We start from the raw sequence: 23,361 nt of genomic DNA, 5'->3' as shown, positions 1-23,361 counted from the left end.
GCCGCTCACGGGTGCTCCTCCCGGGTGGGCGCGGCGGGTCGCTCCGGCTCGGGTGCCGGGGTCGTGGTTCGCAGGGCGCGGCGTACCTCGGTCGTGGTGAGCCAGGGCTGCGGGGCGAGGATCTTCGTGACCTGCGGGGCGAAGGACGGGGAGCCGACGACCACCTCGGCGGTCGGCCCGTCGGCCACGACCTCCCCGTCGGCGAGGATCAGCACGCGGTGCGCCAGCTCGGCGGCCAGTTCCACGTCGTGCGTGGCCAGGACGATGGCGTGACCGTCGGCCGCGAGGGCGCGCAGGTGCGTGACCAGGCGGGCCTTGGCCGCGTAGTCGAGGCCCCGGGTCGGCTCGTCGAGCAGGAGCAGCGGCGGGCGGGCCGTGAGGACCACCGCGAGCGCGAGGGCCAGCCGCTGCCCCTCCGACAGGTCGCGCGGGTGCGTGTCGTCCCCGATCCCGGGCAGCAGCTCGGAGGCCAGGGCCCGACAGGTGCCCGGTGCGGCCCCCGCGTCCCGGTCCGCCGCCGCGCACTCCGCCGCGACCGTGTCCGTGTAGAGCAGGTCGCGGGGCTCCTGCGGTACGAGGCCCACACGGCGTACGAGGTCCGCGGGCGCCGTCCGGTGGGGGACCAGGCCGCCCACCCGCACCGAACCGGCCGCCGGTTCCACCAGCCCGACCAGGGCGGACAGCAGCGTGGACTTGCCGGCGCCGTTGCGGCCCATGAGGGCGAGCGTCTCGCCCGGGGTGACGGTGAGGGAGACGTGGGTGAGGGCGTGGACGCGGCCGTGGTGGACGGAGAGGGCCGTGACCGTCGCCGGGGAGGGGGGCGGTGAGGGGTGCGGAGAGGGGGGTTGGGGGGTTCGGCTCTTGCCGAGGAGGCGCCGGAGGAGGGGGGAGCGTGGGGCCGGGGGGAGCTCGGGGGCTTCTGTCGTGTGCGGGGTGCGGGTGCTTTGTGGTTGATCACGCAGTTCCCCGCGCCCCTTCAGGGCGAGGGTTTCTCGGAGTGGTTCCGCTTGGCGGCGGGCGTCCCGGATGGTCAGGGGGAGGGGGGACCAGCCCGCCAGGCGGCCCAGGTCGACCACCGGCGGGTACACCGGCGAGACGGCCATCACCTCGGCCGGAGCGCCCAGCACCGGCGGGGCGCCCGGGGCCGGGAGGAGGGCGACCCGGTCGGCGTACTGCACGACGCGTTCGAGGCGATGTTCGGCCATGAGGACCGTCGTGCCCAGGTCGTGGACGAGTCGCTGGAGCACGGCCAGGACCTCCTCGGCGGCCGCCGGGTCCAGGGCGGACGTCGGCTCGTCGAGGACGAGCACACGGGGGTGCGGGGTGAGCACGGACCCGATCGCGACGCGCTGCCGCTGCCCGCCGGAGAGCGTGGCGATCGGGCGGTCGCGGAGATCGGCGAGACCCAGCAGGTCGAGCGTCTCCTCCACCCGGCGCCGCATGACGTCCGGGGCGATGCCCAACGACTCCATCCCGTAGGCGAGTTCGTCCTCGACCGTGTCCGTGACGAAGTGCGCCAGCGGATCCTGGCCCACCGTGCCGACCACGTCGGCGAGTTCACGCGGCTTGTGCGTGCGGGTGTCCCGCCCGGCCACCGTCACCCGGCCGCTCAGGGTGCCCCCGGTGAAGTGCGGCACGAGCCCGCTCACCGCCCCGAGCACGGTCGACTTGCCGACCCCCGACGGCCCGACGAGCAGCACGAGTTCACCCTCCGGGACCTCGAAGTCCACGCCCCGGACGGTGGGTTCGGCCGCTCCGTCGTACGTCACGGACACGTCCTCGAAGCGGATCATGAGGTGTCCTCCTCGGACGGGGCGACGGTCGGAGCGGGTACGGCGAACGCGGGCAGCAGGCCCAGCAGGACCGCGGCGGCGGGCAGCAGGGGCAGGTCGGGGGAGGTGAGGGGGACGACGACGGGGTGCAGGGCGGCGGGGTCGTACGCGGCGGACACGATCAGCAGCGCGGCGACGGCCACCCCGGACCCGGCCACCAGCCACGCCCGCGCACCCCACGCGTCGGGCCGGTAGCGGGTGCGCGGAGAGCGACGGCCGCCCAGCCGCAGTCCCGCCAGCGCGGCGGCCAGTCCGGCGAGCAGCACGGGCAGGCCGTAGCCCCCGCCCTCGGCGGTCAGCACGCCGTACGTTCCCGCGCACACGCCGAGCAGTCCACCGAGGGTGAGCGCGGCGGTCGTACGGCGGACGGGTGCCGGGACCTCGGCGGTACGGCCGTAGCCGCGCGCGTCCATCGCGGCGGCGAGCGCGACCGAGCGCTCCAACGCGCCCTCCAGCACCGGGAGTCCGACGTGCAGGAGCCCGCGCACGCCCCGGTCGGGCCGGCCCCGCAGCCGCCGCGCGGCCCGCAACCGCTGTACGTCCGCCACCAGGTGCGGCGCGAACGTCATCGCCACCACCACGGCCACGCCGGCCTCGTACAGGGCGCCGGGGAGGGACTTGAGGAGGCGGGCCGGGTTGGCCAGGGCGTTCGCGGCGCCGACGCAGATCAACAGGGTGGCCAACCGCAGCCCGTCGTACAGCGCGAACAGGAACCCCTCCGCCGTGACCCGACCGCCCAGCCGGATCCCCTGTGCCCAGGCGGGGAGCGGCACTTCGGGGAGCGTGAGCAGGGTGTGCGTCCCGGGGATGGGCGAGCCCAGCACGACCGCGAACCCCAGCCGAACGCCCAGCACCACCAGCCCGAGCTTCACGAACGCGGTGTACGAGCGGGCCCAGGGGGCGTCGGTCCGGTGCGTGGCCACGACGTATCCGGCCACCGCGATGAGCAGCGCGAGGAGCAGGGGGTTGGTGGTACGCGACGCGGCGGTCCCGAGCCCGAGCGCCCACCCCCACCAGGCAAGAGCGTGCACCCCACCTCGGCGCGACCCCGCGCCGGGCGGGTGCGACCTCGCGTCGAGCCGGTGCGACCTCGTGCCGGGCCGCTGAGGCACCGCCGAGTCGCGGGACCCGCCCCCGGCCGGCCCCGACTCCGTGCGTCCTGTGAACCACCGCATCGCGCCGCCCTACCCCCGGCGCCGCCGCGCCCGCCACACCGCGGCGGCGGCCAGCACGGCGACCACGCCCGCACCCACGAACAGCCCGACGGACGGCCCCTGCCCGTCCTCGGGGGCGGCCCCGGCCGTCGAACTCGGGGCGTCGGCACGACCGTCGGAGTCGGAACCGGCACCGGAGTTGGCACCAGACCCGACGTCGGCCCCGGCATCGGAGTCGACCGCCTCTCCGCACCCCTTCCCCGGATAGCCCCCGATCGCGCACAGCAGCGCGTTCGTGTCGTACCGGAGCGGCTTCGCGACGGAGGCCAGCGCCTCGGCCGTGGTCGCGTCGTCCGGCACCCGCGCACAGGCCGTACGCGCCGCCGGAGGCGTCTCGCCCTCCGGCGCGTCCGCCGCCGTACCGAAGTCGATGACCAGCGCGACCCGCTTCTCCCCGGCCCGCGCGGCCGTGTTCCCGCAGACGGAGCCGAAGTCGGCGGCGCCACGCGGCTGGATCGCGTCGGCCGAGTCCCGGCTCACGGCGAACCGGAAGCCCTGCACCGCCCCGTCCGTCGGCCGCGCGGTCGACGGCCCCTGCGTGGCGTACGCCCACGCGGAACCGTCCCGCTCCCAGAACGACCAGTACCGGTACGCGGCGGCATGGGCCTGTGTCGACCCTCCCAGCACCAGCAGCAGACCACTCAGGAAGGCGGCCGGCACCGCCACCCACAGCCGGGGCACTCCCACCCACAGCCGGGACACGCCACCCCACCTCGGGGGCACTCCGCCTCGCGGCGCGGCCGTTCCACCCCGTGGCCGACGCCCGGTCATGCCTGCGGCCGCTTCCGGGCGCCCCGCACCAGCCCGAGCCCGACCACGGCCGTGACCACGACCAGCCCGAGCCCGATCACCCACCACACGCCCGCCGCGAGACCGTCGCCGGACCTGTCCGCCTCGTCCCCGGCGGCCGTGTCGTCGACCGGCACCGAGGAGTAGTCGTCCACCTCCCCGGCCGGACCGGTCTCCTGCAGCTGGGCCACCAGATCGGCACCACCGAAGTCACGCGGGTCGCCACCGGAGGCGTGCGCCGCGAAGACGAGCTGGGCGTACGCGGCGGGCCCGGCCTTGGCCGCCCACACGCCGTGGTTCTTCTCCAGCCAGGTGAGCGGCTTCTCGGTCGCGTCCACGTCCCCGGCGGCGGCGAGCGCGACGACCGCGTCGGCGGTGTTGCCGTGGTCGGGCTGGTCCTCCGCGCCCGCGAGGGAGGACGTCAGATAGCCGTCGGCGGTGAGGGCACCGGCCAGATGGACGGCGCCGTTGTGCGCGAGGTCCTCCGGAGCGTCACCCGAGGCGCAGGCGTCGAACGAGGCCCCGCCCTTCCCCTCGCCGCTCCCCGCCCCGACCACGAACCCCTTGCCCAGGCTGCCGAGCACGGCGGCGGCCGTGGCGTCGGCGTTCGCGGCCAGACCGCCCTTCTTGTCGGGCTGAAAGGCGAAGGCCCCACCGTCCTTCGCAGCACGGTCGCCGTCGCAGGGGAGGGCGAGGGAACCGAGGGCGTCGTAGGGGGAGTTGCCGTCCTTCTTCTGCTTCCCCGGGGCGTCGCCCACGGCGGCCAGCGCGCCGATCACGACGGACGTCGAGTTCGCGTCGCTGGGGCCGCCCGCGGTGTAGCCCCAGCCGCCGTCCTCGTTCTGCTCGTCCTTCAGCCACCGCACCGCCCGGCCGGCCTCGGCGTCCCGCCCGCCGACCGCCGCGAGCGCCTGGATCGCGGCCGCCGTGCTGTTGGTGTCGACGGCCGTCGCGCTGTCGCACTCGGCGGTCGCGTCGGCGCGGTACGCCGGGAACGCCCCGCTCGCACACTGCTGCCCGACCAGCCACTCCACGGCCCCGGCGCCGGGCTTCTCCCCCACGGCGTCCAGGGCGAGCAGGGTGAGCGACTGCCGCCAGACACCGTCGTACGTGGGGTCGTTGGAGCCGTACAGACCGGTGGGTATCGCCTGGGAGGGCGAGGCGGAGGGAGCGGTGGACGCCTCGGAGGCCGTGCCGTCGGCGAGGGCGACCGGCGCGAGCCCCAGTCCGAGTCCGAGTCCCGTGCCGAGTCCGGCTGTGACGGTCAGTACGGCGACGACCGCGGCGCTGCGGCGGACATTCATCGGGGATCTCCTTCGTGGATACCCCCGGCTTCAGCCGGGGGAGGAAACGAAGCTCCTGCGGAGCAGGGCAGGGGTAGCCGGTTCGCCACCAGGGCGGACCGGCGTGCACCGGTCACCGGCCGATCTCCGTCGCTCACACGGAATCTGATACGGTGTGAGGCGTGATGCAGCAGGTCAAGCGGGCATTCAAGTACCGCTTTTACCCCACGGACGAGCAGGCGGCTGAGCTGTCCCGTACGTTCGGCTGCGTCCGTCTCGTGTACAACAGGGCGCTGGAGGAGCGCACACGGGCCTGGTACGGCGAGCAGCGCCGTGTCTCCTACGTGCAGTCGTCGGCCGCGCTGACGCAGTGGAAGAAGACCGAGGAGCTGGCCTTCCTGGCGGAGGTGTCCTCCGTTCCGCTTCAGCAGGCGCTGCGCCATCTTCAGACGGCGTTCGGGAACTTCTTCGCCAAGCGCGCGAAGTACCCGCGCTACAAGAGCCGGAAGAAGTCCCGCGCGTCGGCCGAGTACACCCGCAGCGCTTTCAAGTGGCGCGCCGGGCAGTTGACGCTGGCGAAGATGGCCGAGCCCCTGGACATCCGCTGGTCGCGCCCGCTCCCGCAGGGCGCGGAGCCGACCACGGCGACCGTGTCCCGCGACGCTGCCGGGCGCTGGTTCGTGTCCCTGCTGTGCGAGGACGCCATTACCCCGGCCCCCGCCACCGACGCGGTTGTCGGCCTGGACGCCGGGATCACCTCCCTGGTGACCCTGTCGACCGGGGAGAAGGTCACCAACCCCCGGCACGAGCGCCGGGACCGTGCCCGCCTGGCCCGCGCACAGCGTGAGCTGTCGCGGAAGACGAAGGGCTCGGCGAACCGGGAGAAATCCCGGCGCAGGGTCGCCAAGGTCCACGCGCGGATCGCCGACCGGCGCCGCGACTTCCTGCACAAACTGTCGACTCGACTCGTCCGTGAGAACCAAACGGTCGTGATCGAGGACCTCACCGTCCGCAACCTGCTGAAGAACGGCAAACTCGCGCGCGCCATCTCGGACGCCTCGTGGACGGAACTGCGCTCCATGCTGGAGTACAAGTGCGCCTGGTACGGGCGCGAACTCGTCGTGATCGACCGCTGGTTCCCCAGCAGCAAGCTGTGCGGGACCTGCGGCACGGTCGCGGTGAGGATGCCGCTGAACGTCCGCGAGTGGACGTGCGACTGCGGCGCCCTGCATGACCGCGACGTGAACGCGGCGAAGAACATTCTCGCGGCCGGGCTGGCCGTGTCTGCCTGCGGAGACGGTGTAAGACCTCAACGGGAGTCCTCCCGGACGGGGCGGTCGTCGATGAAACAGGAACCCCAGCGGGCGACCGCCGGAATCCCCCGCCTTTAGGCGGGGGAGGAAGTCAAATCGGCGGCTGCCTCTCCCCCCTGACGGGGAGCCGGGCGGCACGGCGGAGCACCGGGCGGCTCGGCTCCGTATTCCTCGACGGTGCCGTGCACCGGCGGGCCGCCGGTGACGCGAGCCGGTCACGATTCCGTCCAGGGCAGTCCGACTTGCCGCCCTCTGCCGAGGCCGGCTCACGGTTGCGGGTCAGCGCCGGATTTGCACCGGCTTCCCCCTGTACGGGTGTGATGACGACGCGGTCACTCTACCTGCCGGTAGCCGGGATCCTGAGGGCCGCCCGCGGGCCGCGATAGGTTCGGGCCATGCGTACGGGGAGACTGCTGGGCGCGGGCCGCACGGCCGACGTGTACGAACTCCACGCCGACGAGGGGGAGTCAGGACCGCACGGTCACGGCGGCCTCGACGCGGAGACCGAGGCCGGCGCCCCGGAAGGCGCCGCCGACAGTGACGGAGCCGACAGGCACACAGGGCGTACCGGACGTATCGAACCTGCCGGACGTACCGAACCTGCCGGACGTACCGAACGTGCCGGACGGGTCGGCGGAGGTGGCGCCTGGGTGCTGCGCCGCTACCGGGACGGGTGGGGCGACGCTGCCGCCGAGGCCGAGGTCATGGAGTACGTGCGCGGCCATGGCTACCCCGTGCCGCGCGTCCACTCGGCGTCCCGCTCGGAGATGGTGCTGCGACGCCTGTCGGGCCCGACCCTGTTGGAGGCCTGCGCCGCCGGTCAGGTCACCCCGGCGGAGGTCGGTGCCACCCTGGCCCAACTCCTGCGCACCCTCCACACGGTGCCACCCCGCCGCCGCCCCGGCGCCCGGGTCCTCCACCTGGACCTCCACCCGGAGAACGTCCTCCTCACCCCGCACGGCCCGCAGGTCATCGACTGGAGCAACGCCGAGGAGGGGCCGCCCGGCCTCGACTGGGCCGTCTCCGCGATGATCCTCGCCCAGGTCGCCGTCGACCCGACCGACACCCGCGCCCCCATGGCCCACGCCACCCTCACCTCCCTCCTGGCCCACCGCCCCGACCACACCATGACCCACCACGACCTGACCGAAGCGAGCCACCGCCGGGCATCCAACCCGACCATGTCCCCCCAGGAGATCGAACTCCTGGCCAAGGCAGAAGAGTTGATCCGAGACGCCCCTGAGAAGGCCGCAGGCCTTTAGGGGCGCGGGGAACTGCGCGAGAACCCCCACCGAACCGGCGGCCGACAACCGACCCGGTGGGGGTCGAAGGGGCGCAGCCCCTTGAGGATGGGACGGGTAGGGGCGGCGGGGGCGAAAAAACGAGCGAACGCCTCCCCTGGGTGCTGAGCCGCGCAACCCCGTACCGCCGTCACACCGCCACGTACCGCACCGGATCACTCCCCGGCACCATCTCCGCCCTGCCCAGCTTCACCAGCCGCCGCACATGCGCCTCCGCCTCGGAGACCGCGATGTTGCGGGAGGTGAAGGGGATCTGGGGCCAGGGACGGTTCCACTCCATGCGTTCGGCGAGCTGCCAGGCGGTGAGCGGGGAGGCGAGGAGGGTGAGCAGATCGGTCAGCCGGGACTCGTGGTGGGCCAGCAACTCCCGTACGCGCGCGGCCGTATCGGTGAACGCGTACTGATGGGCGGGAAGGATCTCGGCGGCGCCGAGACGGCCGACGCGTTCGAGTGAGTCGAGGTAGTCGCCCAGCGGGTCGGTGACCGTGTCGTCGTCCGGGTCCTCGTAGAGGCCGATGTGCGGGCTGATCTCGGGGAGGAGATGGTCGCCGGAGAACAGCCTTCCGTGACCCGGGAGTTGGGCCGGGTGCGCCTCCTCCAGATGGAGGCAGACGTGCCCCGGCGTGTGGCCCGGCGTCCAGATCGCGCGGACGCGGCGGCCGGGGAGGTCGAGGAGTTCACCGGGCACGATCTCGCGGTCGGGGAGCGCGGGGGAGAACCCGGGCAGGGCGGCGCGCGGCCGGCGCGGGGCCCGTAGCGGCGCGAGGTGTTCCTCGGGCGCGCCCGCCGCCGTGAGCTTGTCCGTCATGTAGGAGTACCAGCGGTCCGGCCCGGTCCCGCGCGTGCGCCGCACGATCGCCGTGTCCGCCGCGTGCATCGCGATCCACGCCCCGGACGCCTCGCGCACGGCCCCCGACAGGCCGTGGTGGTCGGGATGGTGGTGGGTGATCACGACCCCGTGGATCTCCGCGACCGACGTACCGCACGCGCTCAGGCCCGCGGCGAGCGTGTCCCAGGACGCCGGGTCGTCCCAGCCGGTGTCGACGAGGACAGGCCCGCGGTCGGTGTCGACGACGTACACGAGGGTGTGGCCGAGCGGGTTGTCCGGGATGGGGACCTCGATGGACCGTACGCCTCCGCCGTGATCGGTCACCTGTGTCATGAAGTCACTATAACTAGAACGAGTTCCACCAGGGATGGGCGCGGGAATACGCAGCCGCCCCCATCGGCCGACGCATGACATGGACTCCTTCCCCTGGAACTGGTATCAGTTCCCTATTCGAAACTGACGGTATGTCAGAGAAGTGGCTCCGGGAGGCAACGGCCATGACCGAACTCGTGGAACACGGACAGCTGTTCATCGGCGGGGAGTTGACCGACCCCCTGGGCGCGGACGTCATCGAGGTGGTCTCGCCGCACTCGGAGGAGGTCATCGGCCGCGTCCCGCACGCCTCGCGCGCGGACGTCGACCGGGCCGTGGCCGCCGCACGCCGTGCCTTCGACCACGGCCCCTGGCCCCGTACGACCCTCGACGAACGGATCGCGGTCGTCACCCGGATCAAGGACGCCTTCGCCGTGCGCCACGAGGAGTTCGCCCGGATCATCAGCGCCGAGAACGGCACCCCGTTCACCTCCAGCGTGATGGTGCAGGCCCTCGCGTCGATGATGGCCTGGGACGCGGCGATCACCACCGCCCGCGACTTCACCTACGAGGAGCGCCGCGACGGCGTGCTCGGCCAGATCCTCGTCCGGCGCGAGCCGGTCGGGGTGGTCGCGGCGGTCGTCCCCTGGAACGTGCCGCAGTTCACCGCCGCCGCCAAACTCGCCCCCGCCCTCCTCGCCGGCTGTCCGGCGATCCTGAAGGTGTCGCCCGAAACCCCCCTGGACGCCTATCTGTTGGCGGAGATAGCCGCCGAGGCCGGCCTGCCCGAGGGCGTGCTCTCGATCCTTCCCGCCGACCGGGAGGTCAGCGAGTACCTGGTCGGGCACCCGGGCGTCGACAAGGTCTCCTTCACCGGCTCGGTCGCCGCAGGCAAGCGCGTCATGGAGGTCGCCGCCCGCAACCTCACCCGCGTCACCCTGGAGTTGGGCGGCAAGTCGGCGGCCGTGATCCTCCCCGACGCCGACGCGCAGACCGCCGTGAACGGCATCGCCCCCTTCGCCTGGATGATCAACGGCCAGGCGTGCGTGGCCCAGACCCGCATCCTCGTCCCGCGCACCCGCTACGACGAGTTCGCCGAGGCCTTCGCGGCCTACGCCTCCGCGCTGAAGGTCGGCGACCCCCTGGACCCGGCCACCGAACTCGGCCCGCTCGTGGCCGCCCGCCAGCAGCGCCGCAGCCTCGACTACATCCGCATCGGCCAGGAGGAGGGCGCCAAGATCCTCACCGGCGGCGGCCGGCCGGCGCACCTGGAGCGCGGCTGGTACGTCGAGCCGACCCTCTTCGGCGACGTCGACAACACGATGCGCATCGCCCGCGAGGAGATCTTCGGCCCGGTCATCTGCCTCCTCCCGTACGGCGACGAGAACGAGGCCGTCCGGATCGCCAACGACTCCGACTACGGTCTCAGCGGCAGCGTCTGGACCGCCGACGACGAACGCGGCATCGACGTCGCCCGCCGGGTCCGCACCGGTACCTACTCGGTCAACACCTTCAGCCTCGACATGCTCGGCCCCTTCGGCGGCTACAAGAACTCCGGGCTGGGGCGCGAGTTCGGCCCCGAGGGGTACGGCGAGTACCTGGAGCACAAGATGATCCACCTGCCCGCCGGCTACGAGCCGCCCGCCGGTGTCACGGCGGGCAAGGGGGTCGGGTGATGGGCGACCGCTGGCACGTGGAGGTCGACCGCGCCCTCTGCATCGGCTCCGCCCAGTGCGTCCACCTCGCCCCGGACGCCTTCCGCCTCGACTCCGCCATGCAGTCCCATCCCGTCGAACCGGACACCGACGCCCACGAACGCGTCCTGAAGGCGGCCGAGGGCTGCCCGGTGGAGGCGATCACCATCACCCTGCTCGACAGCGGGGAGCCGGTGTTCCCGCCGGAGGAGTAGGGGCCTACGCTCTGCCGTCGACATACGGTCGACATACGAACGAACACACACGCGGGGCGGGAAGAAGTGCGGAAGTCCGAGGCCAAGAGGCTGATCGAGCAGGCGTACGCGGCCTGGGACGCCGAGGAGTGGCAGCGCGCCGCCGACCTCTACGAGCGGGTGCTCGCGCATTTCCCGGACGAGAAGCCGAGCGCGGGGTGGTGGTACGACGCCGCGCTCGGCCACAAGTTCCTGCGCAACTGGGACAAGGCGTACGAGCTGGGTGTCCAGGCCGCCGCCCGGGCGCCGCGCGGCGAGGGCGACCCGGCGTTCTGGAACCTCGGCATCGCGGCCACGATCCGCCGCGACTGGGCCGTGGCGCGCGACGCCTGGGCCGGCTTCGGCCTCGACGTCCCGGACGGCGAGGGCGAGATCGAGGGCCGTTTCGGCCATGCCTGTGTGCGCCTGGACACCGGGGGCGAACGCGAGGTGGTGTGGATCGAGCGGCTGTGCCCGACGCGCGGCCGCGTGGTCAACGTCCCCGTGACCGGCGGCCGCCGCTACGGCGAGATCGTCCTCCACGACGGCCGGCCCAACGGGGAACGCGTCCTCGACGGCACGACCTTCCCCGTCTTCGACGAACTGCTGCTCTTCGAGGTGTCCGACCTGCCCACCCTCCAGGTGACGGTCGCGGTCGGCGAGAGCGCCGACCTGGAGGCCCTCGTCGCCCTCTTCGCCGACCACGACTTCGGCGCGGAGACCGCCGACAGCCTCACCGTGCACTGCGCCTGCTGCAGCGAGGGCACGATCCACAAGGAGCACACCCCGGCCCGCACCGGCGCCCAGCGCCTCACCCTCGCGGCCCCGGAGGAGGACGCCCGACGGCTGCTGGACCGGTGGGCCGCCGAGAAGGCGATCGGGCGGAGCTGGAGCGGGCTGGAGATCATGGGCTGAAGAGTAAAAAATCCCCTTTGGGGGTTGTATTCCCGTATGGGCGTTCTATTGTGGAAAACAGCCTACGAGACGAGTGAGGGAGTCGACCGGAGTAGCCGACATGGGCGCGAGGTAGCAGATCCGCCGGTGCCGACGTCGACGGTCGGGCTGAGAGGCCGGAAGGCTGCAGGACAGGGCCGGAAGGCGACCTCCAGCACCTGATCCGGGTAATACCGGCGCAGGGAACCCGTCTCGTAGGTCCTTTCGTGCGCCCAGGAGCGCCCGCTCTCCTACGTCCGCGCCCGCCGTTCCGGGGCCGTCAGGTCGATCAGGCGGCACACCGTCTCGATGTCGATCTTCACCTGGGCGATGGAGGCGCGGCCGGAGAGCCAGGTGATGAGGGCCGAGTGCCAGGTGTGCTCGATGACGCGGACGGCGGAGAGCTGCTCGGCGGTCGGGTCGTCCAGCCCCATCGCGTCGAGGATGATCGCGGTCGTCTGGTGGGAGACCTGGTCGACCTCCGGGCTGACGCTGCGGTCGGCGAAGGTGAGCGCGCGCACCATGGCGTCCGCGAGGTGGGGCTCGCGCTGCAGGGCCCGGAACGCGCGCATCAGGGTCTCGGCGACCCGCTCGGCGGCCGTCTCGCCGCTCGGGGGCTTCTTGCGGAGCGTGCCGTGCATGTGCTCCAGCTGGTCCTGCATGGTGGCGACGAGCAGATGGATCTTGGAGGGGAAGTAGCGGTAGAGGGTCCCGAGGGCGACCTGGGAGGACTCCGCGACCTCGCGCATCTGCACGGCGTCGAAACCGCCCCGGCTGGCCAACTGGGCGCTCGCGTGCAGGATGCGGCGCCGGCGGGCCTCCTGGCGCTCCGTGAGGGGCGGCGAGTCGGTGCGCGCGGTGCCGCCGTCCTGCTTGGCCTCCACCTTGACCTCCACCTTGGCCTCCAGCTTGGTCTCCACCTTGGCTTCCGCAGGCATGGGTCTCGTTCCCGTGGCAGTCGTGACGGTCGGTGAGGATATGCGATCAAAGAGCATGCCAGGGCGTGTGCCGTGGCGTGAATCACCTGATCCATCTCTCACAGCGGTTCTACCAGCCGGTAGATTCAGAGCCTCTTGAGCGATCAACTCTGAAACTTGTTCTAGATTACCGTCTCGTCGTAATCTCACGGGAAATCGCAGTGAGAAGGGGGCCAGGAGTGACCGATGAGGCCAGTCGGGCGGGGTCCCGACGTGACCTTGCCGCCGACGGCGGGCGACCGCTCGACATCGCGCTCCTCACCTATAAAGGGAACCCGTTCTGCGGGGGCCAGGGCGTCTACGTACGGCACCTCTCACGCGAGCTGGCCCGTCTCGGCCACCGGGTCGAGGTGATCGGCTCCCAGCCCTATCCCGTGCTCGACGAGGACGCCGTCCCGGTTGACGGACCGGGCGGGATCTCCCTCACCGAGCTGCCGAGCCTCGACCTCTACCGCCAGCCCGACCCCTTCCGCACCCCGAAGCGGGACGAGTACCGTGACTGGATCGACGCCCTCGAAGTGGCGACGATGTGGACCGGCGGTTTCCCCGAGCCGCTGACGTTCTCGCTCCGCGCCCGCCGCCATCTGCGCGCCCGGCGCGGCGACTTCGACGTCGTCCACGACAACCAGACCCTCGGGTACGGGCTGCTGGGCGACGTGGGCGCCCCGCTCGTCACCACCATCCACCACCCCATCACCGTGGACCGGCAGTTGGAGCTGGACGCGGCCGAGGGCCGGCAGCGCCGGATGTCCGTACGCCGCTGGTACGCCTTCACCCGCATGCAGAAGCGGGTCGCGCGCCGGCTGCCGTCCGTGCTCACCGTCTCCGGCACCTCCCGTCAGGAGATCGTCGACCACCTCGGCGTGCGCGACGACCGCATGCACGTCGTGCACATCGGCGCCGACACCGACCTCTTCTCGCCGAATCCGGCGGTGCCGCAGGTGCCCGGCCGGATCGTCACCACCTCCAGCGCGGACGTGCCGCTCAAGGGACTCGTCTTCCTCGTGGAGGCGCTCGCCAAGGTGCGCGCCGAGCACACCACCGCCCATCTCGTCGTCGTGGGCAAGCGGCCCACCGAGGGCCCGGTCGCCCAGACGATCGAGCGGTACGGCCTCGAAGGCGCCGTCGAGTTCGTCAAGGGCATCTCCGACGCCGAACTCGTCGACCTGGTCCGCTCGGCCGAGGTCGCCTGCGTGCCCTCGCTGTACGAGGGGTTCTCGCTGCCCGCCGCCGAGGCCATGGCCACCGGCACGCCGCTGGTCGCCACCACCGGCGGAGCCATACCGGAGGTCGCCGGACCCGACGGCGAGACCTGCCTCGCGGTGCCCCCGGGCGACCCGGGCGCCCTGGCCGCCGCGCTCGGCCGGCTGCTCGGCGACCCCGGCCTCCGGCAGCGGCTCGGCCGTGCGGGGCGCGAGCGCGTCCTGCGCCGGTTCACGTGGGCCAAGGCGGCCGAGGGCACGGTCGCCCACTACCGCGAGGCGATCGCCCGCGCGGCCGCCGGGGCCGGCAGTGCCGCCGCAGCCGACCGAGCCCCCGAAGCCGACCGAGGCGTCCCATCCGACCAGGCCGACCGAGCCGTCGACGAAGTAGTCGAAGTAGTCGAAGCAAACCGCGAAAGCGCCGACCGCGAAAGCAGGGCCACGTGCTGACCGTCGATTTCTCCAGGTTCCCGCTCGCCCCGGGGGACCGGGTCCTGGATCTCGGCTGTGGAGCGGGCCGGCACGCCTTCGAGTGCTACCGGCGCGGCGCCCAGGTCGTGGCCCTCGACCAGAACGCCGAGGAAATCCGCGAGGTCGCCAAGTGGTTCGCGGCGATGAAGGAGGCCGGCGAGGCCCCCGAGGGCGCCACCGCCACCGCGATGGAGGGCGACGCCCTCGCGCTGCCCTTCCCCGACGAGTCCTTCGACGTCGTCATCATCTCCGAGGTGATGGAGCACATCCCCGACGACAAGGGCGTCCTCGCCGAGATGGTCCGGGTGCTCAGGCCCGGCGGGCGGATAGCCGTCACCGTGCCGCGCTACGGCCCCGAGAAGGTCTGCTGGGCGCTCTCCGACGCGTACCACGAGGTCGAGGGCGGCCACATCCGCATCTACAAGGCGGACGAACTGCTGGCCAAGATCCGCGAGGCGGGCCTCGAGCCGTACGGCACCCACCACGCCCACGCCCTGCACTCGCCCTACTGGTGGCTGAAGTGCGCGTTCGGCGTCGACAACGACAAGGCGCTGCCCGTGCGGGCGTACCACAAGCTGCTGGTCTGGGACATCATGAAGAAGCCGCTGCTCACCCGGGTCGCCGAGGAGGCGCTGAACCCGGTGATCGGCAAGAGCTTCGTGGCGTACGCGACCAAGCCGCACCTCCCCCGGATCGCCGGGGAAGCCGGGACCGAGGCCGAGGCCGGCACCGAGACCGGGGCGGACGCCAAGTGACGACCCCCCGGACAGAACACCTGGTCCTGCCCGGGGTCCTCACCGCCGAGGAGGCCGCAGCGACCGTGCGGGGCATCCTCGCGGTGCAGCGCGCCGACGGTGCCATCCCGTGGTTCCGCGGCCACCACCTCGACCCGTGGGACCACACCGAGGCGGCCATGGCCCTGGACGCGTCCGGTGAGCACGACGCCGCCGAGCGCGCCTACGAGTGGCTGCGCCGGCACCAGAACGAGGACGGCTCCTGGTACGCCGCGTACGCCGACGGGGACGCCGACAATGTCACCGACCGGGGCCGCGAGACCAACTTCGTCGCCTACATCGCCGTCGGCGTCTGGCACCACTACCTGGCCACCGGCGACGACACCTTCCTCGACCGCATGTGGCCCGCCGTCTACGCGGCCATCGAGTGCGTCCTGCGGCTCCAGCAGCCCGGCGGCCAGATCGGCTGGAAGCGCGAGGACGACGGCACCCCGGTGAACGACGCCCTGCTGACAGGTAGTTCGTCCATCCACCACGCGCTGCGCTGCGCCCTCGCCATCGCCGAGCAGCGCGAGGAGCCGCAGCCCGACTGGGAGTTGGCGGTGGGCGCGCTCCGGCACGCGATACGGCGGCACCCCGAGCGGTTCCTCGACAAGGACCGCTACTCGATGGACTGGTACTACCCGGTGCTCGGTGGCGCGCTCACCGGTGCCGAGGCCAAGTCCCGGGTGGAGGAGGGCTGGGACCGTTTCGTCGTCCCCGGCTTCGGTGTCCGCTGCGTCGTCCCCAACCCGTGGGTGACCGGCGGTGAATCGGCCGAACTCGCCCTGGCGCTCTGGGCGATGGGCGAGTCCGACCGGGCCCTGGAGATACTCCAGTCCATCCAGCACCTCCGTGACCCCGACTCCGGCCTGTACTGGACGGGGTACGTCTTCGAGGACCGGGCCGTCTGGCCCGAGGAACTCACCTCGTGGACGGCGGGTTCGCTCCTGCTGGCCGTGGCCGCGCTGGGCGGCGACGAGGCCACGTGCGCGGTGTTCGGCGGGGAGCGTCTGCCCTCCGGGCTGGACGCGGAGTGCTGCTGAAGTGAGGGGTGCGTCGTCGGGTGCGGGTGCGTGGGGCTTCTCGCGCAGTTCCCCGCGCCCCTAAAAGCAACGGCCCCTGTGGGGCCTGAAAAGCACGGGGCGCAGCCCCTGCTTTTCAGGGGCGCGGGGAACTGCGCGACCAGCCCCCACCGGACCCGCACCCGCTCAATGCCGGTGCATGCGATTGGCGATCGCGTGGCCCACGAGCAGGTAGACGACGGCTGCCAGGCCGTACCCGGCCACCACCCTGGCCCACTGCTCGTCGAACGTGAACAGGTCGTGCGACCAGCCGGCGAGCCAGCGAGCCGCGTCATGGACGAACTGCACGAAGTCGTTCGCGCCGTTCGCACCCAGCAGGTACATCAGGATCCACAGGCCGAGGATGAACGCCATGACATCGGCGACTATCGCGATGACCCGGCCCGCCTGATTGGAACCGCTATATCGAGACATGCCTGACGGGTTGCCCGTCGCCCCCCGTCGAAACCTGGCCCGCCCCCACGAGCCCCCCTCGACGCCTCACCTCCGCCTAGGAGTTCAGCTCCGCCAGCACCCGCAGAGTATGCGGATCGGGGGCCAGCACCAGCAGGTCCGTCACCGGCCCCTTCCGCCACGCCTCCAGTCGCTCCGCGATCCGTTCACGCGGTCCGACCAGCGAGATCTCGTCCGCGAAGGCGTCCGGCACGGCGAGTACGGCCTCCTCGCGCCGCCCGTCGAGGAAGAGCCGCTGGATGCGGCGGGCCTCCTCCTCGTACCCCATGCGGGCCATGAGATCGGCGTGGAAGTTGCGCCGGGCGTGCCCCATCCCGCCGATGTAGAAGCCGAGCATCGCCTTCACGGGCAACAGCCCCTCGGCGACGTCGTCACAGACCCTCGCCCGTGCCATGGGCGCGATGAGGAAGCCCTCGGGCAGGTCGGTCAGCGAGGACTCGTAGACCTCGGTCCGCGACGGTGACCAGTACAGCGGCAGCCAGCCGTCCGCGATCCGGGTCGTCTGCGCGATGTTCTTCGGTCCCTCCGCGCCGAGCAGGACGGGGAGATCGGCCCGCAGCGAGTGGGTGATGGGCTTGAGCGCCTTGCCGATGCCGGTGCCGTCCGGCCCGTCGTAGGGGAGGGGGTGATAACGCCCGTCGATCTCAACAGGGCCGTCCCGCCTGAGGACTTGGCGTACGACGTCGACGTACTCCCTCGTCGCGGTCAGCGGCGATCTCGGGAACGGCCGCCCGTACCAGCCCTCGACGACCTGCGGCCCGGAGAGCCCCAGCCCGAGCATGGCCCGACCGCCGGAGAGGTGGTCCAGGGTCAGTGCGTGCATCGCCGTGGTGGTGGGCGACCTGGCCGCCATCTGCGCGACCGCCGTGCCCAGCTTGATCCTCGACGTCCGCGCCGCGATCCAGGTGAGCGGGGTGAAGGCGTCCGAGCCCCAGGACTCGGCGGTCCACACCGAGTCGTACCCGAGCCGCTCCGCCTCCTGGGCGAGCGGGACATGGTCCGCCGAGGGGCCGCGTCCCCAGTAACCGAGTGCCAGACCGAGCCGCATACGCCTGCCTCCTGACGGAGCGTCAGCTGTAGGGGAGGGAGGCGACTGTACGACAACGGCCCCCCGCCCGGAAGGGCGAGGGGCCGCTGTACTACGGCTGTACGACTGTGTGGCGAGGTGTGGCTCAGCCGCGCTGGATGCCGCTGGTGTCCTGGAGGACACCGCGACGGCCGTCCTGCGTCTGGGCGACCAGGTTGGCGCCGCGCTGCTCGACCGCCAGGTACCAGGTGCCCGGCGCCAGTTCGGCGATCGTCGACTGCGAACCGTCCTCCGCGAACAGCGGACGGGCCACCGGCACCGCGAACCAGAACGGCGAGAAGTCACCGGCCGGCGGCTGCGGCGCCGCGGCCTGCTGCTGCGGAGCACCACCGAACGGCGCCCCCGGGCCCGGCTGACCCGGCTGCCCGGGCCCCGGCTGCCCCGCCCCGAACGGCCCCGGCGCACCGGCGCCCGGGTACCCGTAACCACCGGGCGGCTGAGCCCCGTACGGCTGCGGCGCGGCCGGCCGCGGAGCCCCGACGAGAGCGGCCTTGAGAGCGGGGACGAGGGGGGTGGCGATGGCGGCGGCGGCCAGGAGCAGAGCGGCGATGAGACCGAGGATGAGACCGGCGCCGGACTCCGGCTCGGAGCCCCCGAGGCCGCCGAAGAACTCCTCCATCGCGCCCAGCGGGTCGATGATCGACCAGAACGAGGTCCACGCGGCGAAGATCGTCAGAGCCACCCCGAGCTGGCCCAGGTCGAGACCGACGACCTTGGGCGGCTGCGGCAGCGCACGGGCGATGACGATCAGCACCGCCCCGATGATGCCGCCGACGTACATGCTCATCACCAAGCCGAGGTTGTCCCAGGCATTGGGGATGTCGTCGCCGGAGCCGTCGAACGTGTCGAGGAACGACGCGATGAACAGCAATACCGCTGCTCCGATCACGACGCCGTCGCCTCTGGTGAGGGAGCGGATATTCACTTCAGGTCCTTCGTCAGTCGTCTCGTCATCGGTGGAGGCGTCGCCGTCACCATGTCGCCGTCAGGCCGTGGTGGGAAGCGCGGGGGTGGCCCCTCATCGTAGGGACGACCTTATCGTCCGACCGACGTGGGTGTCCGCCGGGTTCACCGCGATGATCACGACCCGCCCCCTACCCGCGCAGAAAACTCACGATTCCCGCAGAGGTTCCCCTGCGCGCTTCCTGTCCGCCAGGCACCGCTGGTCAGCGGCGCCCCGTCATGGATATCGCGTATCCCCGCGCACCCGACGAACTCGGAGGGAACCGTTGACAGATTGAGACCGCGCGCACGTCATTCCGTGGCACTCCGCTTAGCGCCCGGAGCCCCATCCGTTTCCCGAAAGGGAAAGTTGTTCAATTCTTCAGGAAGCTAGTGATGCCGTCCGAGATTCCGCGGGCCGCCTTCTGGCGCCAGGTGCCGCTGGTGAGCAGGGACGCGTCCTTGCTGTCGCGCATGTTGCCGCACTCGATGAACACCTTCGGGACGGTGGAGAGGTTGAGGCCGCCGAGGTCGGTGCGGGTGACGAGGCCGGTGCCGTCGCCGACGTAGTTGGAGGGGGCGCTGCCGGTGGCGCGGACGAAGTAGCCGGCGATGCGCTCGCCGAGATCGCGGGAGGGGGCGACGATGGGCCGGGTGTCCGCGGCGCCCTCGTTCACCGAGCCCGGCAGGATGACGTGGAAGCCTCGGTTGCCGGACCCGGAACCGTCCGCGTGGATCGACACCACCGCGTCCGCCTCCGCCTCGTTGCCGATCCGCGCCCGCTCGTCGATGCACGGACCCCAGGCGCGGTCGTCGTCCTGGGTGAACTTCACCGTGGCGCCCTCCTGTTGGAGGAGCGTCCGCAGCCGGCGGGAGACGTCCAGCGTGAACTCAGCTTCCAGGTAACCGTCGTTGGTGGTCGTCCCCGTCGTGTCGCACTCCTTGGCGTGCGTCCCGATGTTCACCTTGCGGTTGATCTCGGTGGTGTGCTGGAAGTTGCCGGGGTTGTGCCCCGGGTCGATGACGACGACCTTGCCCTTCAGCGGCCCGGTGGCGGCGGGCGCGGAGGCGGAACCCGAGGGGTCCGCCTTCTTGCCGTCGCCGCCCTCGCCGCCGTCGCCGCCTTCCCCGTTCCGGGCGTCCGCGGACGCGCTGGGCTCCCCGCTCGCCGGGGGAGTGGTCGCCGACCGCGTCTGCGGCACCCGCGCGCTGTCCGACCCGCCGTCCCCGCCCCCGGAACCCCCGGTGACCTGCCAGACCCCCCACCCGGCCACCGCCCCCACCACGACCGCGGCCACCGCCACGGTCAGCGGACGGCGAAGGACGGAACGGCGGGGCTGGGGCGGATCGAAGTCCGGGCCTACGTACGACACGCCTGCCACCTTACGGGTCGCGCGGCGCACGGGCGGGACACCCCTGCGAGCGCCCCTGCGGAGCGCCACGCCCGGCGTCGCGGCACAGGCTGGACCGGGCGGCCGTCGGCAGGTCAGAGTACGGGGATGATCGAGGTGGTGATCGCGGTCCTCGGGGCCGTGGTGGGGGCTTCGGCGCTCGTCGTGAGTATCGCCGGGCACCGTCACAACGTCCGTCAGGCCGGCCGGCTGGCCGAGCGGGAGCGCCGCATCGAGGACCGTGAACGCGAGGCGGACCAGCGGGAGAAGCTGATCCAGTCGTCGATGCTGCACGTCACCATGGGCAGCAGACCCTCCGTGCTCGCGGACGGCTACGCGCGGTGGCACCTCGAAGCGGTCAACACCAGCAACCAGCCGCTCGTCCAGGTCGCCGTCCACTACGACGGCGTACGCCTCGACGGCCGCGAGATCCTGCCGGCGGGCGGCCGGCTCACCGTCGACCTCCCCATGACCTCCGCCACCGGTTCACCGCCCTCGCCGTTGCTCTGTTCCGTCGAGTTCACCGACTCCTCCGGCAGCCGCTGGCGCCGCCTGGCCACCGGCCAACTCCAGCCATGGGCGGAGTCCGGCACCGCCGATGGGACGGACTGGCAGCCGCCCGTCGCGCCCATCGTCGGGCCCCTGCCGGTCCCCCTGCTCAGCGGCAACCCCGCCGGCGGCGCCCACTCGCCGCGCCAGGCCACCCCGCCGCCCCCGCCGCCCCGTCCCCTCCCGACACGGGCGTACCGGGCGGCGGTCGTCGCGGTGATCGTGGTCGTGGCGGCGGCCGCCTACCTGCTCGTCCGGTACATGGGCTGAGCGGCCGATCAGCGCCGATCAGCGGCTGACCAGCGGTAGAGGGACGCGCCGTCGCGGGATAAAGTCGTGCGATTACGTCCGGTTGTGGGGGCGGGGCCTCGCGGGCGGTCGGGGCCCCGGTGGGAGGGCCTGTAGCGCATGAGTCGTCGCTCCAACGGGTTGGCCGGGATCTGGGCCGAGGCACAACGCCAGCAGCAGCGTCAGTCGGAGGAGCGGGCCCGGCAGCAGCGCGAGTACGAGCGACAACAGCGCGCGTACCAGCGGGAGGTGGCCCGCAGCCAGCGCGAGCAGCAGGCGGCGTACCGGCAGCAGCGCGAGGCGGAGGCCCGGCGGCGTACGGAGGAACTGGACGCGTGGGTACGGGTGTTGGAGGGGCTGTTGGTCGCGGGCTGCCGCGCCCCGGCGTTCCGGGCCGCCTCCCTCTCCCGGTCCGAGCGCCTGGAGCCGTTCTCACCGGGGCCGCTCGCTCAGCCCGTGCCCATGCCCGACCCCAACCACTACCAGGCACAGGGCGGTTGGGGCGCCCAGCGGCGCGCCCAGGCCGAGGCGCGCGCCCGGTTCGAGCACGACTGGCACGCGGCGCAGGCCGCCGAGGCCCGGCGACAGCAGCAACTGGCCCAGTATCAGCGGCAGTACGAGCAATGGGCGGAAGGGCAGCGGACCGAGATCCGGCGGCACAACGCCGGACTCGCCCAGATGGCGAGCGCACTGCGCGACGGCGACCCGGAAGCCGCCGTCGACTACTTCTCCGCCGCCCTCTACGCCTCGTCCGCCTGGCCCGAGGGTTTCCCGCGCGGTGTCCGCGCCGCCTACGACCCGGCGGCACGGCAGCTGGTCCTGGACTGGGAGCTGCCCCGGTACGACGTCGTCCCCGAGACGAAGACCGTCGTCTACATGCCGAGCGTCGACCAGGACAAGGAGCGCCCCCGCCCGGCCACCCAGCGGCGGGCCCTCTACCGCGACGTCCTCGCCCAGTGCACCCTGCTGGTGCTCCACGACCTGTTCACCGCCGACGAGTTCGGCGCGCTGGAGTCGGTCGTCCTGAACGGGTTCGTGGACGACCACGATCCCGCGACCGGCCGCCGCGCCGAGCTCTTCCTGGTGACCGTCACGGCGCCCCGGACGGTCTTCGCCGGGCTGCATCTGGAGCAGGTGAGCGCCGTCGACTGCCTGACGGACGGCCTCCGGGGCCAACTGTCCGCCCGACCGGACCAGCGCACCCCCGTCCGCCCCGGACGCAGGCCCGACGACGTCGGCGACGGTGTCGTCGTCCACGGCGGCGAGGACGAGCCCGACCTCCTGGCCATGGACCCCCTCGCCTTCGAGGCACTGGTCGCGGAGCTCTTCCGGGCCATGGGCATGCAGGCCGTCACCACCCAGCGCTCGGGCGACGGCGGGGTGGACGTCGACGCCCTGGACCCCACCCCGATCCGCGGCGGCAAGATCGTCGTCCAGGTCAAGCGCTACCGCAACACCGTCCCGCCGTCCGCCGTGCGCGATCTCTACGGCACGGTCCAGGACGCCGGGGCCAACAAGGGCGTCCTGGTGACGACGTCCAAGTTCGGGCCCGGCTCCCACACCTTCGCCAACGGCAAGCCACTGGAGCTGATCTCGGGCCGCGAACTCGTCGACCTGCTGCACGGGCACGGGCTGCGGGGCCGCCTGGGCACCGACGAGCGCCCCGCGCCGGTGTCGCCGACCGATCCCACGGTGGTGATGCCGATGGGCGATCCCACGGTGGTGGTGCCGATGGGCGATCCCACGGTGGTGGTGCCGATGGGCGATCCCACGGTGGTGATGCCCACGGCCGATCCCACGGTGACGTCCACGGCCGATCCCACCGTGGTGCTGCCCGCCCAGCGGACCAGCGCACCCCCGTCCGCCCCGGACCCGTCCCCCGAGGATCACAGCGTGCTCGGCATGTACTGGACGGGCGGCGTCGCCCTGGACGTCTGCGCGCTCGTCTGCCACGGCAACCGGGTCCTCAGCGACGACCACTTCGTGTTCTACAACAACCACCGCACCCCCGACGGCACGGTCCGCGCCGTCCCGCCGACCGCACCCGACAAGGCCGCGATCCAGGTTGCCTTCGACGCGCTGCCGGCGGAGGCCGACCGTCTCGTCCTGGTGGCCGCGATCGACCCGGCGGCCAACCCCGACGCCGACCTCTCCGGCTTCACGGACGCCGGCATCCGCCTCCTGGACCCGTCCCGCGCCGAACAGGGCCGCCTCGACGTCTCCGACGGCCGCGCCGACGAAACGGCCCTGACCCTCGGCTCGTTCCGCCGCCGCGCCAACGGCGACTGGGACTTCGTCGTCGGTGGGAAGGGGTACCGGGGCGGGTTGGAGGAACTGGTCCAGGACTACGGCATAGAGGTGGCGTAGCCGGGCCCCGCCCCTGTGCCTCAGCTACCTGGGCCTCAGCTAC

20 protein-coding genes are annotated in these 23,361 nt (G+C 72.5%); 10 read left to right on the top strand and 10 right to left on the bottom strand.

Translation table 11 applies throughout. The annotated features are described in order from the left end of the window. Positions 1–5: 5 nt before the first annotated feature. The 4 genes from L3078_RS13790 to L3078_RS13775 form a co-directional block, all read right to left on the bottom strand. A complete protein-coding gene (locus L3078_RS13790) occupies positions 6–1,793 on the bottom strand; it encodes an ABC transporter ATP-binding protein (protein WP_239753863.1) in 1,788 nt (595 codons plus the stop codon). Then, complete coding sequence (locus tag L3078_RS13785; protein WP_239753862.1) at positions 1,790–3,007, bottom strand: energy-coupling factor transporter transmembrane protein EcfT; 1,218 nt, start codon at positions 3,005–3,007, stop codon at positions 1,790–1,792. The genes L3078_RS13790 and L3078_RS13785 overlap by 4 nt, the downstream gene beginning before the upstream one ends. A 9-nt stretch (positions 3,008–3,016) precedes the next feature. Then, a complete protein-coding gene (locus tag L3078_RS13780; protein ID WP_239753860.1) occupies positions 3,017–3,748 on the bottom strand; it encodes an SCO2322 family protein in 732 nt (243 codons plus the stop codon). A 65-nt stretch (positions 3,749–3,813) separates the two neighbouring features. After that, positions 3,814–5,139, bottom strand: coding sequence for a prenyltransferase/squalene oxidase repeat-containing protein (locus L3078_RS13775; protein ID WP_239753859.1), 1,326 nt, complete (start codon positions 5,137–5,139; stop codon positions 3,814–3,816). A 161-nt stretch (positions 5,140–5,300) separates the two neighbouring features. On the opposite strand from L3078_RS13775, the gene L3078_RS13770 reads away from it, so the two are divergent. Continuing rightward, on the top strand, positions 5,301–6,509 hold the full coding sequence (locus L3078_RS13770; protein ID WP_239753858.1) for an RNA-guided endonuclease InsQ/TnpB family protein: 1,209 nt from the start codon (positions 5,301–5,303) through the stop codon (positions 6,507–6,509). A 317-nt stretch (positions 6,510–6,826) separates the two neighbouring features. Then, positions 6,827–7,693, top strand: coding sequence for a phosphotransferase (locus L3078_RS13765; protein WP_239753857.1), 867 nt, complete (start codon positions 6,827–6,829; stop codon positions 7,691–7,693). 169 nt (positions 7,694–7,862) lie between these two features. Here the strand turns inward: L3078_RS13765 and L3078_RS13760 are convergent, their stop codons facing one another. After that, positions 7,863–8,894, bottom strand: coding sequence for an MBL fold metallo-hydrolase (locus L3078_RS13760; protein WP_239753856.1), 1,032 nt, complete (start codon positions 8,892–8,894; stop codon positions 7,863–7,865). Positions 8,895–9,058: 164 nt separating this feature from the next. Between L3078_RS13760 and L3078_RS13755 the strand changes: the two genes are divergently transcribed. The 3 genes from L3078_RS13755 (at position 9,059) to L3078_RS13745 (ending at position 11,715) form a co-directional block, all read left to right on the top strand. Next, positions 9,059–10,549: an aldehyde dehydrogenase gene (locus L3078_RS13755; protein ID WP_239760305.1), complete on the top strand. Its 1,491-nt coding sequence runs from the start codon at positions 9,059–9,061 to the stop codon at positions 10,547–10,549. Next, positions 10,549–10,782 (top strand): ferredoxin, encoded by a 234-nt coding sequence (locus L3078_RS13750; RefSeq protein WP_239753855.1) that lies wholly within the window; start codon positions 10,549–10,551, stop codon positions 10,780–10,782. Before L3078_RS13755 ends, L3078_RS13750 begins: the two co-directional genes overlap by 1 nt. A gap of 66 nt (positions 10,783–10,848) precedes the next feature. After that, entirely contained in the window at positions 10,849–11,715 is an 867-nt protein-coding gene (locus L3078_RS13745) for a tetratricopeptide repeat protein (RefSeq protein WP_239753854.1), read from the top strand. Between the two features lie 269 nt (positions 11,716–11,984). On the opposite strand, the gene L3078_RS13740 is transcribed toward L3078_RS13745, so the two are convergent. Then, a complete protein-coding gene (locus L3078_RS13740; protein WP_239753853.1) occupies positions 11,985–12,671 on the bottom strand; it encodes a TetR family transcriptional regulator in 687 nt (228 codons plus the stop codon). Positions 12,672–12,889: 218 nt separating this feature from the next. Between L3078_RS13740 and L3078_RS13735 the strand changes: the two genes are divergently transcribed. Genes L3078_RS13735 through L3078_RS13725 form a run of 3 tightly spaced genes read left to right on the top strand, consistent with a single transcriptional unit; the run spans position 12,890 to position 16,202 of the window. Further along, positions 12,890–14,362, top strand: coding sequence for a glycosyltransferase family 4 protein (locus tag L3078_RS13735; protein ID WP_239753851.1), 1,473 nt, complete (start codon positions 12,890–12,892; stop codon positions 14,360–14,362). Further along, entirely contained in the window at positions 14,356–15,138 is a 783-nt protein-coding gene (locus L3078_RS13730; protein WP_239753849.1) for a class I SAM-dependent methyltransferase, read from the top strand. Before L3078_RS13735 ends, L3078_RS13730 begins: the two co-directional genes overlap by 7 nt. Continuing rightward, entirely contained in the window at positions 15,135–16,202 is a 1,068-nt protein-coding gene (locus L3078_RS13725) for a prenyltransferase/squalene oxidase repeat-containing protein (protein WP_239753848.1), read from the top strand. The genes L3078_RS13730 and L3078_RS13725 overlap by 4 nt, the downstream gene beginning before the upstream one ends. Before the next feature lie 165 nt (positions 16,203–16,367). Here L3078_RS13725 and L3078_RS13720 read toward each other — a convergent pair whose 3' ends face one another. The 4 genes from L3078_RS13720 to L3078_RS13700 all read right to left on the bottom strand — a co-directional run bounded on the left by L3078_RS13720 (position 16,368) and on the right by L3078_RS13700 (position 20,096). Further along, positions 16,368–16,655, bottom strand: coding sequence for a hypothetical protein (locus tag L3078_RS13720; RefSeq protein ID WP_239753847.1), 288 nt, complete (start codon positions 16,653–16,655; stop codon positions 16,368–16,370). A 76-nt stretch (positions 16,656–16,731) separates the two neighbouring features. Further along, the gene (locus tag L3078_RS13715; RefSeq protein WP_239753846.1) at positions 16,732–17,742 is read right to left on the bottom strand and encodes an LLM class F420-dependent oxidoreductase; all 1,011 of its coding nucleotides are present in this window, start codon (positions 17,740–17,742) and stop codon (positions 16,732–16,734) included. A 124-nt stretch (positions 17,743–17,866) separates the two neighbouring features. After that, on the bottom strand, positions 17,867–18,706 hold the full coding sequence (locus L3078_RS13710) for a hypothetical protein (RefSeq protein WP_239753845.1): 840 nt from the start codon (positions 18,704–18,706) through the stop codon (positions 17,867–17,869). A 391-nt stretch (positions 18,707–19,097) separates the two neighbouring features. After that, complete coding sequence (locus L3078_RS13700) at positions 19,098–20,096, bottom strand: N-acetylmuramoyl-L-alanine amidase (protein WP_239753844.1); 999 nt, start codon at positions 20,094–20,096, stop codon at positions 19,098–19,100. 126 nt (positions 20,097–20,222) lie between these two features. Between L3078_RS13700 and L3078_RS13695 the strand changes: the two genes are divergently transcribed. Next, positions 20,223–20,933, top strand: a complete 711-nt coding sequence (locus tag L3078_RS13695; protein WP_239753843.1) for a hypothetical protein — start codon at positions 20,223–20,225, stop codon at positions 20,931–20,933. 138 nt (positions 20,934–21,071) lie between these two features. Further along, positions 21,072–23,318 (top strand): restriction endonuclease, encoded by a 2,247-nt coding sequence (locus tag L3078_RS13690; protein WP_239753842.1) that lies wholly within the window; start codon positions 21,072–21,074, stop codon positions 23,316–23,318. The last annotated feature ends 43 nt before the right edge of the window (positions 23,319–23,361 follow it).

Origin of the sequence: Streptomyces deccanensis (assembly GCF_022385335.1) — a bacterium.
GTDB classification, from domain to species: domain Bacteria; phylum Actinomycetota; class Actinomycetes; order Streptomycetales; family Streptomycetaceae; genus Streptomyces; species Streptomyces deccanensis.
The sequence above is the reverse complement of the archived record's forward strand: the minus strand, read 5'-3'. Positions and strand labels throughout refer to the sequence as shown.

What these genes read in the sequence shown, in the direction of transcription:
- L3078_RS13790 (WP_239753863.1), bottom strand. Translation starts at nt 1,793, where the DNA reads ATGATCCGCTTCGAGGACGTGTCCGTGACGTACGACGGAGCGGCCGAA.
- L3078_RS13785 (WP_239753862.1), bottom strand. Translation starts at nt 3,007, where the DNA reads ATGCGGTGGTTCACAGGACGCACGGAGTCGGGGCCGGCCGGGGGCGGG.
- L3078_RS13775 (WP_239753859.1), bottom strand. Translation starts at nt 5,139, where the DNA reads ATGAATGTCCGCCGCAGCGCCGCGGTCGTCGCCGTACTGACCGTCACA.
- L3078_RS13765 (WP_239753857.1), top strand. Translation starts at nt 6,827, where the DNA reads ATGCGTACGGGGAGACTGCTGGGCGCGGGCCGCACGGCCGACGTGTAC.
- L3078_RS13760 (WP_239753856.1), bottom strand. Translation starts at nt 8,894, where the DNA reads ATGACACAGGTGACCGATCACGGCGGAGGCGTACGGTCCATCGAGGTC.
- L3078_RS13755 (WP_239760305.1), top strand. Translation starts at nt 9,059, where the DNA reads ATGACCGAACTCGTGGAACACGGACAGCTGTTCATCGGCGGGGAGTTG.
- L3078_RS13750 (WP_239753855.1), top strand. Translation starts at nt 10,549, where the DNA reads ATGGGCGACCGCTGGCACGTGGAGGTCGACCGCGCCCTCTGCATCGGC.
- L3078_RS13740 (WP_239753853.1), bottom strand. Translation starts at nt 12,671, where the DNA reads ATGCCTGCGGAAGCCAAGGTGGAGACCAAGCTGGAGGCCAAGGTGGAG.
- L3078_RS13720 (WP_239753847.1), bottom strand. Translation starts at nt 16,655, where the DNA reads ATGTCTCGATATAGCGGTTCCAATCAGGCGGGCCGGGTCATCGCGATA.
- L3078_RS13715 (WP_239753846.1), bottom strand. Translation starts at nt 17,742, where the DNA reads ATGCGGCTCGGTCTGGCACTCGGTTACTGGGGACGCGGCCCCTCGGCG.
- L3078_RS13695 (WP_239753843.1), top strand. Translation starts at nt 20,223, where the DNA reads ATGATCGAGGTGGTGATCGCGGTCCTCGGGGCCGTGGTGGGGGCTTCG.
- L3078_RS13690 (WP_239753842.1), top strand. Translation starts at nt 21,072, where the DNA reads ATGAGTCGTCGCTCCAACGGGTTGGCCGGGATCTGGGCCGAGGCACAA.